The organism is Micrococcus sp. APC 4021 (assembly GCF_030407635.1).
Lineage (GTDB): Bacteria > Actinomycetota > Actinomycetes > Actinomycetales > Micrococcaceae > Micrococcus > Micrococcus luteus.
In genome coordinates, this window is sequence record NZ_JASDCZ010000068.1 from 1 (window position 1) to 11,828 (window position 11,828).

Here is an 11,828-nt window from a genome sequence, read left to right on the forward strand (position 1 = left end):
CGCGGGCCTGGCCGACGGGTCGGCTACACCTACCTGCACTCGGCGATCGACGGGTTCACCCGCCTGGCCTACACCGAAGCCTTGCCCGATGAGCGGGCAGCTACGACCGTGAGCTTCTTCTGCCGGGCGCGGGCGTTCTTCGCCGCCCACGGCATCCGGATCGACAGGGTGATCACGGACAACGGCAACAACTACCGGGCCGTGGACTTCACCGCGAAGGTGGTCTCGCTCGGGGGCCGGCACCACCGGATCCGGCCCTACACGCCCCGCCATAACGGGAAGGTCGAACGCTACAACCGGCTGATGGTCGATGAGGTCCTCTACGCCCGCCCGTATACCTCAGAGACGGCCCGGCGTGAGGCGTTGGCAGTGTGGGTGAACCACTACAACTACCATCGGCCGCATACCTCCTGCGGAGATGCTCCACCGGCCTCGTTGGCCCCGGCCCGAGTCAACAACGTCATGACCTCTTACACCTAGGGTCGGTTCGACGAGCCGGTGGCCGCATCAGGGCGCCGGCACCCGACGACGAAGGAGTCACGCCATGGGCACCCAGGATCCCCGCACCCATCTGCTCGAGAAGCTCGCGAAGGTGCACGTCTGCATGCTGACCACCGCCGAGGCGGACGGCACGCTCGTCACCCGCCCGATGGGCCTGCAGCAGGCCGAGGACGGCGGCACGCTCTGGTTCATGACGCGCTCCACCTCCGACGTCGCCGCGGACGCCCCGCAGCGCCCGGTCAACGTCGCCGTCCAGGACAAGGACTTCTGGGCCTCCCTCGCGGGCCACGGTCAGCTCGTCCGCGACGACGCCCGCAAGAAGGAGTTCTGGAACTCCGCCACCGAGGCGTTCTTCGGTGAGGGCTCGAGCCCCGAGGATCCGCAGATCGTGCTCGTGCGCGTGGACGTGAACACCGCCCAGTTCTGGGAGTCCCCGGGCGCGGTGGCCACCGCCGTCGAGATGGTGAAGGCCAAGGTCACCGGCGGGACCGCCGAGCCGGGCGACAGCGAGACCGTTCGCTTCTGACGGCGCTTCCCGACGCCGGCCCCGCGGCTCATCCGCGGACGGGCCGGCGAGCGCCGCGCAGGAGACCTCGACAGGTCAGTCGACGTCCTCGGCCGCCAGCTGGCCGCACGCGCCGTCGATCTCCTTGCCGCGGGTGTCGCGCAGGGTGGTGGGGATGCCGGCGGCGTTGAGCCGGTCCACGAACTCGCGCGTCACGTCCTTCTCCGAGGCCGTCCAGATGGAGCCCGGCGTCGGGTTCAGCGGGATCGGGTTCACGTGCACCCAGCCCTTGCCCCGGGCGTTGAGCTTCTTGGCCAGCAGGTCGGCGCGCCACGCGTGGTCATTCATGTCCTTGATGAGCGCGTACTCGATGGACACCCTGCGCCCGGTGGCCACGAAGTAGTCGTACGCGGCGTCGATCGCCTCGTCCGCCTTCCAGCGTGAGTTCACGGGGATCAGCTCGTCGCGCAGCTCGTCGTCCGGCGCGTGCAGGGACAGCGCGAACGTCAGCGGCACGCCCTCCTCGGCCAGCTTCCGGATGGCCGGCACCAGGCCCACAGTGGACAGCGTGATGTTCCGCGCGGACATGCCCAGACCCTCGGGCGAGGGGTCCACCATGCGGTGCACGGCGGCCATCACGCGCTTGTAGTTGGCCAGGGGCTCACCCATGCCCATGAACACGACGTTGGTGACGCGGTCGGCGTCGTGCCCGCCGTCCTTGCGCTTGCCGCCCAGTCCGCCCTGGGCGATCACCTGGTTGGCCAGCACGATCTGCTCCACGATCTCCGCCGTGGACATGTTGCGGGTCAGCCCGGCCTGGCCCGTGGCGCAGAACGGGCAGTTCATCCCGCAGCCGGCCTGGCTGGACACGCACAGCGTCACGCGGCCGGGGTACCGCATGAGCACGGACTCCACGAGCGCGCCGTCGAACAGCCGCCACAGGAACTTGACGGTGTCCCCGCGGTCGGTCTCCATGCGCCGGACCTCGGTGAGCAGCGGCGGGAAGAACGCCTCCGCGATCGCCTCCCGCTTGTCCTTGGGCAGGTCCGTCATCTGCTCCGGATCGGTGGTGTAGTGCTCGAAGTAGTGCACCGAGAGCTGCTTGGCGCGGAACGCCGGCAGCCCGATCTCCTTGGCCTTCTCCTGCCGTTCCTTCAGCGTGAGGTCGGCCAGGTGGGTGGGCGGCTGGGAGACGCGCGGCTGCTTGAACTGCAGCTGCGGTCGGCCGTCCGGGCCCATCGGCTGGGTCCAGCCCTCGGTCTTCGGCATCACCTGGGGGCGCTCGGCGGTGGCGGCCTCGCGGCGCTTGGGCGCGGAGAGCTGGTGGCCGACGCCGGCGCGGCGCATGCGCTCTCGGTCCTCGGCGAGCTGGCGCGCCTCGGACTCGTCGATCAGGCCGCGCTCGGGGCGGCCGAGGGCCGGCTTGCCGGCGCGGTCCCTCTGGCGGTTCGGGGTGGGCTTCGATCCGGGGCGGCGGGGCTGGTAGTCAGACATCGGCACCATTCTCCCAGACGGGGCGGACATCGCGGCGGGTCGCCTCCGCGACGACGGCGCCACGCGGCTCCCGCGTCCGGGGCAGCCCCCGCAGGACCCAGCCCACGACGACGCCGCGCACCGTCGCCGGCAGCGGCCGGTACAGGGTGCGCGCCAGCCCCCAGAGGCATGCCTCCCGGACGGAGTCCCGCCCGGTCCAGGACCAGCCGAGGCCGGCGCGCACGCGGCCTGGGAGGAGACCGGCGGTGACGAACCGGGCCAGGGGCATAGCCGCCCGCAGCGGCGCGGGGACGCCCTGGCCGGAGAACAGGTCGGCGGCGACCCGCCGCGCGTCGTCCGTGACCTCGAGCCGGGCCACCCGGTCGTCCCAGTAGTCCGCAAACGCTGCGCGGTCGACCGGCCAGGCGGAGGCGGGGACCTCGAGGCTCGTGGCGAGCGGGGCGTACCCGCGGTAGAGGCGGTCGGCGTCCTCGGCGTCGAGGGCGCCCCACATCCGGCGGCGCACCTGCTCCCCCATCGCATAGAGGGTGGCGGCCACCCAGAGCTGGGCGTCCGGGTCGGCGGCGTCGTAGGGGTGGCCTCCGGCGTCGAGCCCGCGGACCGGGCGGTGCGCCGCCCGCACCCGGTCGACGACCGCGTCGCGCAACGGCGCGGCCTCGGGGAGGGTGACCGCGTAGATGTAGGCGAGCGTGTGGCGGAGCCGGCGCATCGGGTCCTCGGTGAACCGGGAGTGGACGGCGACGCCGGCCCCCACCGGCCGGTGCGCCACCTGGAGCAGGATCGCCGCACCGGCACCGGCGAGGATCACGGCCTCGCGGGCGAGGGCGGCCGCGGAGGTCGGGGCGGAGTGGCAGTCGGGGCGCATGGTCCCAGCCTCGCACCGGGCCGGGCGGAGGGGCAGGGGGCCGAGATGAACGGTGCCGTTCACCTTCTGTTCATCTTGCTGTTCGCCTGCCGCTCGTGGCGCCTCGACACGAAAGTAGCGTGATGGCGCCGATTTCGCGGCATACAGGCGGGCGCAACAGGGTGTCACAGGTCACGTTGGTGAACACGGAGTTGCACTCCGGGAGGAAATCTGTAAACTTGTTCACAAGCAGTTCACCTAGCGTTTACGGAACGCGAGGTTGGGACTCCACCGAACCCATCACCCGCGGCCCCGCCGCGACGATCCGCCGGACTCATGGTCCGGCAACCGAAGGAGGTGCTCACCGTGAGCATCAACACGACCAGCCACCACCTGCCCGCCACCCCGAGCCCCCTCATGCAGCGCCACGTGCTCCAGCGCGTCGAGGAGACCCTCCTCCGCCGCTTCGAGGGCACCGTCACCGCCGAGACCGTCCGCTCGGTCGTCCGCGAGGTCGTCGCCGACCTCAAGCGCGGCGCCCGCATCACCACCTTCCTGCCGGCCCTCGCCGAGCGCGAGGCCACCCGCCGCCTCCAGGCCGCGACGCCGGCCCACGAGGCCATGGCCGTCGCCGCCTGATCCCCCATACCGACGCGACGACCCGTCGGCCCGCCCCGCGAGGGGCCGTGGCCGGCGGGTCTTCTCGCGTCCCAGACGCTTTCGTTCGGGAAACGGCGGGCCCCAGGACGCTTTCGTTCTGGAAACGGCGGGCCCCAGGACGCTTTCGTTCGAGAAACGGCGTCACCGCTCCTTGCTGACGAGGTCGACCGGCACGTCCGCTCCGGGGCGCCGTTCCATCGCCGCTCACGCGAATCCGGCGTGCGGCGCCGTTTCCCACACGAAAGCACCGCGACACGCCGCCGTTTCCCGAACGAAAGCGCGGGAGACCTCAGTCCTCGGCGACGCCCAGCGCTCGGCGCATCGGCAGGAACTTGGCCCGGATCTCCGTGACCTCCTCCTCGGGCACCGCTCCCGGGACCATCCCGCCCCCGGCCTGCAGCCGCACCCCGCCGGGCACCTGCTGGCCGCAGCGCAGCGCCAGGGCGATCTCGCCGTCGCCGTCCTGGTCGAGCCACCCGACCGGGCCCGCATAGCGGCCGCGGTCCACGGGCTCGACCTCCGCGATCACCCTCACCGCGTCCGGCGTGGGGGTCCCGCCGACGGCCGCCGTCGGATGCAGCGCGGCCACCACGTCCAGCACGGTCCCCCGCCCATCCCGCAGCCGGCCGCGCACGGACGTGGCCAGGTGGTGCACGTTCGGCAGGGTCAGGACGGTGGGCGCGGGGTCGTCATCGGCGAGGTCGACGACGGGCGCCAGCGCGTCCAGCACCGACCGCGCCGCCCAGCGATGCTCCTCCGCCAACCGCGGATCAGAGGCCAGCCGCTCCCGCAGCGCGGCGTCCTCCTCCTCGTCCGCGCCGCGCGGCATGGACCCCGCCAGCACCCGCGAGCCCACGAGCCCCGCGTGCCGCGTGGCGAGGACCTCGGGCGTAGCGCCCAGCAGCCCGCCGACGGCGAACACCCAGGTCTGTGGGTACTCGCGGCGCAGCGCCCCGATCGCCCGCCACAGGTCGGCGTCGTCCGCGGGGACGGTCATCGTGCGGCTGATCACGACCTTCGCCAGCTCCCCGCCCGAGTCGGCCATCCGCGTCAGCAGCTCGCGCACCCCGGCCGCGTAGCCGGCGTCGTCCCAGGCACGGTCGGCGACGTCGGCGGGCAGGGGCGCCGCGCCGTCGGCCAGCAACCGGGCTGCACCGTCCGCGGCGACGGCGGCTGCGAGCGCGTCCGCGTCCACGTGCTGGGCCACGTCTCGCACGCCGGACGGCGTGGCGCGGCGCAGATCCGCGGGGATCCGCAGGACCGCGGGCTCGGGCGAGTCATCGGCGAAGGTCGAGGAGATCCAGCCCCGCAGCGGGGCCGTCGGGTCCGGTCGTCCGGCGACGGCGGCCTGCCACAGCGCGGAGAGCCGGTGGAGCCGGTCGGTGCCGTCCAGGAGCACGGTCCAGCCGCCCTCGCCCCGCCACGCGTCGTCCCCGTGCGCCCACAGCACCGCCCGGGCGAACGGGGGGACGGCGGCCTCGGGGGCCCCGGTCGCGGGGGCGCCGAGGTCCGGGAGCAGGGAGCGGACAGACATGGCCCCCATTCTCTCCCACCTCGGCGGACCCCCGCTCCGGGCCCGGGCCTCGGCCGCCGCCCCGACGACGGCGGCGAGCGGCGTCGTCGGGCGCGGTGGGATCCCGTCAAGGCTTGCGCCGGCACACCCGACGTCGCAGGGTGGGGGCACCCGTTCACCTCGCGTTCAGCCGACCGCCTTCCCCGGAGGACTCGCATCATGGCACCCATCCCCCCGGACCCCCACGCCGATCACGCACCGGCGGTGGACGACATGCCGCTGGACACGACGGCCGCGCCGGACATCCCCGCCGCGGTGGACCCCGTGCCGCACGGGATGGCCGCGCACGTGCTCGAGCGCGAGGTCGGGCCGCTGATGGCGCGCTTCCCCGGCGTGGCCGACGAGGCGACGGTGCGTCAGCTCCTGTTCGACTCCTACGCCGAGCTCGCCGAGACGAGCCGCCACCCGGAGATGCTGCCGACCATCTCGGTGCAGCATGCCGCCTCGCGCCTGCGCGCCAGGGCGATCAACCAGGGCAGCATCGAGTCCCGCCACCCGCGTGTGCTGTTCGTCTGCCACGGCAACGCCGGCCGCTCGCAGATGGCCGCGGCCCTGCTCGAGAACCGCACCCACGGCGCGGTCAGGGCCCGCTCGGCCGGCACGGAGCCCGCCGGCGAGGTCATCTCCACCGCGTTCGAGGCGATGAACGAGATCGGCATCCCGCTGCACCACACGTACACCAAGGGCCTGGACCCGGACGTGCTCCGGGCCGCCGAGATCGTGGTGCTCTTCGACGGCGCGGATCCGTTCGAGATCCCCGAGGGCGCGCAGGTGCAGAAGTGGTCCGTGCCGTCGATCCGCGGCATGAGCCTCGAGCAGGTGCGCGGCGTGCGCGACGCCCTGGACCTGGAGGTCCGCGGCCTGATCGCCGATCTGGGCGAAGCCGCCACCCCGCTGCCGGAGGAGGGCACCCGCGTCGGCCGACCCCTTGACCTATACCCCCCTGGGGTATAGAACAGGGGGTATGAGCACGGACAGCACGACGACGGCGCCCGCCGCCGCCTCGCCCCTTCCGTCCGCCGCGGCGGACGCCTGCGACGGCCACCGGCCCCCGCACGAGGTGCACCGGGACAAGGCGAAGCACCTCGCTCGACTGCGCCGCATCGAGGGGCAGGTGCGCGGCCTCCACCGCATGGTGGACGAGGACGTGTACTGCATCGACGTCCTCACGCAGGTCGCCGCCGTCACGAAGGCGCTGCAGTCCCTCAGCCTGAACCTCACCTCGGAGCACCTGCGTCACTGCGTGGCGGAGGCCGCGGTGCAGGCCGAGGCGGAAGGCCGCACCGAGCTCATCGACGAGAAGGTCGCCGAGGCGACGGCCGCCCTCGGCCGCCTGCTGCGCTGACCGGCGCCGTCGCCCACCCACCACCGCACGAGGAGCACGAGATGACCACCACCGACCTGAAGATCACCGGCATGACCTGCGGCCACTGCGTCGCCTCCGTCCAGGAGGAGCTCGGCGAGATCGCCGGCGTCTCCGCCGTGGACGTGGACCTGAACGCCGGGGGCGTCTCCACCGCCACCGTCACCTCCGAGGGCCCCCTCGACCCCGCCGCCGCGCGCGCCGCCGTCGAGGAGGCCGGCTACACGCTGGTGGGGGCCTGACCCATGACCCACCCCGCCTCCTCCACCCCGGCCGGCCCGCAAACCGAGACCACCCGCCGCGTCGACCTGGACGTCACCGGCATGACCTGCGCCTCGTGCGTGGGTCGCGTCGAGCGCAAGCTGGGCAAGCTCGAGGGCGTCACGGCGTCCGTGAACCTGCCGCTCGAACAGGCCACCGTCACCGCGCCCGCCGGCGTGTCGGACGAGGAGCTCGTGGCCGCCGTCGAGAAGGCCGGGTACGGCGCCACGGTGCGCCGTCCCGCCCCGCCGGCCGGCCAGGCCGGGCACGCGGGACACGCGGGACACGCCGGGCACGCGCACACCTCCGACCACGGCGAGGGCCACGCCGCGGACCATGACGGCGTGGACCACCACGACCACATGGCCCACGGTCCGGGCGAGGACGTGCTGAAGCCGCGCCTGATCGGCGCGGCGGTGCTGACGGTGCCGCTCGTGTTGATCTCCATGGTCCCGGCGCTGCAGTTCCCGCACTGGGGCTGGGTCGCGTTCGCCCTGGCGGCGCCCGTGGCGCTGTGGGCGGCGTGGCCGTTCCACTCGGCGGCGTTCCGCGCGGCCCGGCACGGCTCGTCCACGATGGACACCCTCGTGTCCGTGGGCGTGCTCGTCTCCTTCGTGTACTCGGCCGTGGAGCTGATCCTGGCGCCGGACATGACCGCCCACGTGGGCGGGACCATGGCGGAGATGGCCCACCACAGCCTGTACTTCGAGACGGCCGCGGTCATCACCACGTTCCTGCTGCTGGGCCGCTGGCTCGAGGCCCGCGCCAAGCGTGAGGCCGGCGCCGCGCTGCGCGCCCTCCTGGACCTGGGCGCGGCCCAGGCCACCCTCTACGACCCCGAGACCCACGCCGAGCGCACGGTGCCCGCCGAGTCCCTCGCGCCGGGCGACGTCGTGCTGATCCGCCCCGGCGAGAAGGTGCCCACGGACGCCGAGGTGCTCGAGGGCACCTCGGCCGTGGACGCTTCCCTGCTCACCGGCGAGTCCGTGCCCGTGGAGGTCGGCCCCGGGGACGCCCTCACCGGCGCCACCCTGAACACCTCGGGCCGGCTCGTGGCCCGCGCGACGCGCGTCGGCTCGGACACGACGCTCGCCCAGATGGGGCGGCTCGTCTCCGAGGCGCAGACCGGCAAGGCGCGCGTGGCCCGGTTGGCCGACCGCATCTCCGCCGTGTTCGTGCCGATCGTGCTCGGGATCGCCGTGCTGACCTTCGCGGTGTGGTTGATCGTGACCGGCGACCTGCCGTCCGCGCTGCGCGCCGGCGTGGCCGTGCTCGTGATCGCGTGCCCGTGCGCCCTCGGCCTGGCGACCCCGGTCGGCCTGCTGGCCGGCACCGGCCGCGCCGCGCAGCTGGGCATCCTCATCCGCGGCCCCGAGGTGCTCGAGGACTCGCGCACCGTGGACACGATCGTGCTGGACAAGACCGGCACCGTGACCGAGGGCCGCATGGCGCTGGCGGACGTGCTCGTCCTCGACCCCGCTTTCGTGGCCGAAACGGGCGCCTCCCGGAGCGCTTTCGTTGACGAAACGGCGCCGGACCAGGCCGCCGACGTCCTGCTGACCCTGGCGGCCGCCGTCGAGCGCGGGTCCGAGCACCCGATCGCCCGCGCGATCGTGGCCGGCGCCGAGGAGCGCGGCCTGACCGTGCCCGGCGTGGCGGACTTCGCCTCCACGGCCGGCGGCGGCGTGTCCGGGCTGGTGGCCCTCCCCCACGACGACGGTGCCCTCGGCTCCGGCGCGCACGGCGCCGCCGGCCCGGATCCGGTCCGCGTGGCCGTCGGCCGCGGCTCCGTCCTCGAGACCGCCCTCGACGGCGGCATCCCCGCCGAGCACCGTGCCGCGTTCGAGGCGGCGGAGCAGGCCGGCGCCACGGCCGTGTGGGTCGCGGTCGGCGGCCGCGTGGCGGGCGTCCTGTCCGTGCGGGACACCGTGAAGGAGACCTCGGCGGACGCCATCGCCCGGCTCAAGGAGCTCGGCCTGCGCCCGCTGCTGGTGACCGGGGACAACGCCGCCGTCGCCACCCAGGTGGCGGCCGCCGTCGGGATCCCGGCCGAGGACGTGGTGGCCGGCGTGCGCCCCGAGGACAAGGTGGACGTGGTCCGCCGGCTCCAGTCCGAGGGTCACGTGGTGGCCATGGTCGGCGACGGCGTCAACGACGCCCCGGCCCTGGCTGCCGCGGACATGGGCATCGCGATGGGCTCCGGCACGGACGTGGCCCGCGAGGCCGCGCAGATCACCGTGATGGGCGACGACCTGCACCAGGTGGTCCAGGCGCTCGACCTGAGCCGCCGCACGCTGGGGATCATCCGGATGAACCTGTTCTGGGCGTTCGCCTACAACGTGCTCGGCATCCCGGTCGCGGCCCTGGGCCTGCTCAACCCGATGATCGCCGGCGGCGCGATGGCGGCCTCGAGCGTGCTCGTGGTGCTGAACTCGCTGCGGCTCACCCGCTACGCGCGGTGAGCCGGGGCGGGGCCGGCCGAGCCGGGTCCACCCCGGCCGGCCGGCCGGCCGGTCAGGGCAGGCATTCGCGGGAGTACTCGAGCCACTGCTCGAGCTCCCCGGACTCCTCCCAGAGCTGGTAGAGCTCGGAGCAGGAGGGCTCGCGGATGACCACGCCGATCAGCTCGCGCAGGGTCTCGATGTCCTCGTCCGAGAACTGGCCGATGAAGGCGGTGAGGTCCACCTCGTCCGCCTCCGCGTGCTCGAGCAGGGCCTCGAGGTCCGCGTGGTCCTCGTTCCGAGCGATCCGCACGAGCGCCCCGAGGGTGAGGAGTGCGGCGCCCTGGCTCGCGGTCAGGTAGCCCTCGTCCTCGTCGCGACGGAAGTTCCTGCGGAACTCGTCGAGGTCGAAGGTACCGTCGAGGACCTCGTCCACGATGTCCAGCGCCGTGTCGTTCTGGAAGACGTTTCTGCCCCATGCGCCCATGACCTGACCCTAGGCCCGGGGTGGGCCCCGGCAAGAGTGCTGTGGTGTCCCGCCGAGGGGTGCCGTCGCCTCCGCTTCCGGTGTCCGCGGCAGTTCCTAGACTGGGCGACATGAGCACCGAGCCGACCCCCTCGTCCGCCACCCCCGAGACCGAGTCCGCCGCGCCGTCGTCGTCCGGGCTGCCGCAGGCCGCCCCGCAGGCGGCGTGGCCCGAGCGCGTGGAGACCGGCGAGCACCAGGTGTCCTACCGGGCCACCGTGGCCGCGCCGGCGCACGAGCTGTGGGCGATGCTCGCGGACCCGCACCGCCATCACGAGGCGGACGGGTCCGGGACCGTGCGGCCGAAGGTGAGCGGGCCGCACCGGCTGGCCGTGGGCGACCGGTTCCGCGTGGCCATGCGGAAGTACGGGGTGCCGTACACGATGACGCTGACCGCCACCGCCGTGGACGAGGACGAGCTCGTGGAGTGGGCCCACCCGGGCGGACACCGGTGGCGCTGGGCGTTCCAGGACAACGGGGACGGCACCACCGAGGTCACCGAGACCTTCGACTACTCGTGGGCCCGGCCGGCCGTGCGCCGCGCGTACGAGCTGCTGCGGGTGCCGGCGGACAACGGGCGGGGCATCCAGTCGAGCCTCACGCGGTTGGCCGGCCGTCACCTCTGAACCGACCGCGTCTCAGTCGGCACTTTCGTTCGGGAAACGGCGGCGTGTCGGGCACTTTCGTTCGGGAAACGGTCGGCCCTCGCGCCGTTTCTCGAACGAAAACGCGCCGGGGACCGCCGTTTCCCGAACGAGAGCGGGGGGCGCGGGGGTCAGACGGCGGACCAGTGGGTCGCGGCCGGCGGCTGCGCCAGGTGCGGGGTGACGAGCGCCCGCCACGCGAGGAACGCGTCGGACTCGCGGAAGGCCACGGTGTGGTCCTCGAGCGTGCGCCAGCCGATCAGCAGCCGGTAGCGCGCCGGGTCCTCCACCTGCCGGGACAGCGCGAAGGACGTCGCGCCCTTGTCCCGGAACAGCGGCTCGGCCTCGGCGACGGCGGCCTCGAACGCCGCCTCCGCCCCCGCGGCCACGTGCAGCTCCACCGACTCGACGACCGGCCCGGCCGTCGTCGCGTCCTGCCCGGCGCTCACGCGTGCACCCGCGGGCTCGTGGAGTGGCCGGTGAACCAGGCGACGAGCTGGCCGTCCGCCTCGATGCCGACCTCGATCATGCGGTCGCGGCCGAACTCCACCGACTGGCGGGCGGTCGCCACGAGGTGCGCGCCGAGCCTGGCGGGCGCCACGTAGGTGATCTCGGCGCGCCGGGTGACGGGGGCGGCGCCGAAGGTCGCCACGCAGTACGCCAGCGCCGAGTCCGCGAGGTGGAACAGGAAGCCGCCGTGGCAGATCTCGTGGGAGTTCACCATGTCCGCGGTGACGTCGCGGTGCAGCACCACGCGCCCCTCGGCCACCTCGCCGAGGGTGACGCCGTGCTCGCGCACCGCGGGGTCGTTCGCGTAGATCTCCTCGAGGCGGGCGAGGATCTCGTCCCGGCTCTGGCCGGACGAGCTCTGGGGGGTCTCAGTCATGGGCCCATTGTGTCGCAGGTCTGTGTCGCAGGTCGCGCCGCCCCGCGCCTAGGTGTAGGAGGGCATGACGTTGTTGACTCGGGCCGGGGCCAACGAGGCCGGCGGGGCGTTCCCGCAGGAGGTATGAGGC

Annotated in this window: 14 protein-coding genes; 8 read left to right on the forward strand and 6 right to left on the reverse strand. The window is 73.7% G+C overall.

Annotated elements, in window-relative coordinates:
- The coding region (locus QL983_RS07360; RefSeq protein ID WP_290152094.1) for an integrase core domain-containing protein at positions 1-480 on the forward strand (480 nt) is incomplete at its 5' end.
- A gap of 64 nt (positions 481-544) precedes the next feature.
- On the forward strand, positions 545-1,027 hold the full coding sequence (locus QL983_RS07365) for a pyridoxamine 5'-phosphate oxidase family protein (RefSeq protein WP_036316730.1): 483 nt from the start codon (positions 545-547) through the stop codon (positions 1,025-1,027).
- A 75-nt stretch (positions 1,028-1,102) separates the two neighbouring features.
- Here QL983_RS07365 and rlmN read toward each other — a convergent pair whose 3' ends face one another.
- Complete coding sequence (gene rlmN / locus QL983_RS07370; protein WP_036384305.1) at positions 1,103-2,500, reverse strand: 23S rRNA (adenine(2503)-C(2))-methyltransferase RlmN; 1,398 nt, start codon at positions 2,498-2,500, stop codon at positions 1,103-1,105.
- Complete coding sequence (locus tag QL983_RS07375) at positions 2,493-3,365, reverse strand: oxygenase MpaB family protein (protein WP_129867023.1); 873 nt, start codon at positions 3,363-3,365, stop codon at positions 2,493-2,495. Before QL983_RS07375 ends, rlmN begins: the two co-directional genes overlap by 8 nt.
- Before the next feature lie 345 nt (positions 3,366-3,710).
- Here QL983_RS07375 and QL983_RS07380 point away from each other — a divergent pair, with 345 nt between their 5' ends.
- On the forward strand, positions 3,711-3,983 hold the full coding sequence (locus QL983_RS07380; protein ID WP_081091283.1) for a three-helix bundle dimerization domain-containing protein: 273 nt from the start codon (positions 3,711-3,713) through the stop codon (positions 3,981-3,983).
- 310 nt (positions 3,984-4,293) lie between these two features.
- Here QL983_RS07380 and QL983_RS07385 read toward each other — a convergent pair whose 3' ends face one another.
- On the reverse strand, positions 4,294-5,538 hold the full coding sequence (locus tag QL983_RS07385; protein ID WP_129867022.1) for a chorismate-binding protein: 1,245 nt from the start codon (positions 5,536-5,538) through the stop codon (positions 4,294-4,296).
- Between the two features lie 198 nt (positions 5,539-5,736).
- Between QL983_RS07385 and QL983_RS07390 the strand changes: the two genes are divergently transcribed.
- The 4 genes from QL983_RS07390 to QL983_RS07405 are packed head-to-tail and all read left to right on the forward strand — an operon-like array spanning position 5,737 to position 9,663.
- Positions 5,737-6,531, forward strand: a complete 795-nt coding sequence (locus QL983_RS07390; RefSeq protein WP_129867021.1) for a protein-tyrosine-phosphatase — start codon at positions 5,737-5,739, stop codon at positions 6,529-6,531.
- Between the two features lie 10 nt (positions 6,532-6,541).
- Positions 6,542-6,922: a metal-sensitive transcriptional regulator gene (locus tag QL983_RS07395; protein WP_002856860.1), complete on the forward strand. Its 381-nt coding sequence runs from the start codon at positions 6,542-6,544 to the stop codon at positions 6,920-6,922.
- 41 nt (positions 6,923-6,963) lie between these two features.
- Positions 6,964-7,182 carry a cation transporter gene (locus QL983_RS07400; RefSeq protein WP_069941384.1) on the forward strand — a complete coding sequence of 73 codons (219 nt, stop codon included), beginning with the start codon at positions 6,964-6,966 and terminating at the stop codon, positions 7,180-7,182.
- Between the two features lie 3 nt (positions 7,183-7,185).
- Positions 7,186-9,663 (forward strand): heavy metal translocating P-type ATPase, encoded by a 2,478-nt coding sequence (locus tag QL983_RS07405; RefSeq protein ID WP_069941383.1) that lies wholly within the window; start codon positions 7,186-7,188, stop codon positions 9,661-9,663.
- Between the two features lie 52 nt (positions 9,664-9,715).
- Here the strand turns inward: QL983_RS07405 and QL983_RS07410 are convergent, their stop codons facing one another.
- A complete protein-coding gene (locus tag QL983_RS07410) occupies positions 9,716-10,129 on the reverse strand; it encodes a DUF4259 domain-containing protein (protein ID WP_036339561.1) in 414 nt (137 codons plus the stop codon).
- Between the two features lie 110 nt (positions 10,130-10,239).
- Between QL983_RS07410 and QL983_RS07415 the strand changes: the two genes are divergently transcribed.
- Positions 10,240-10,794 (forward strand): SRPBCC family protein, encoded by a 555-nt coding sequence (locus tag QL983_RS07415; RefSeq protein ID WP_036339559.1) that lies wholly within the window; start codon positions 10,240-10,242, stop codon positions 10,792-10,794.
- Between the two features lie 149 nt (positions 10,795-10,943).
- Here the strand turns inward: QL983_RS07415 and QL983_RS07420 are convergent, their stop codons facing one another.
- Together QL983_RS07420 and QL983_RS07425 are read right to left on the reverse strand one after the other, a co-directional pair.
- Positions 10,944-11,261 (reverse strand): antibiotic biosynthesis monooxygenase, encoded by a 318-nt coding sequence (locus tag QL983_RS07420; protein ID WP_020624654.1) that lies wholly within the window; start codon positions 11,259-11,261, stop codon positions 10,944-10,946.
- Positions 11,258-11,698, reverse strand: coding sequence for a hotdog fold thioesterase (locus tag QL983_RS07425; protein ID WP_020624653.1), 441 nt, complete (start codon positions 11,696-11,698; stop codon positions 11,258-11,260). The genes QL983_RS07420 and QL983_RS07425 overlap by 4 nt, the downstream gene beginning before the upstream one ends.
- Between the last annotated feature and the right edge of the window lie 130 nt (positions 11,699-11,828).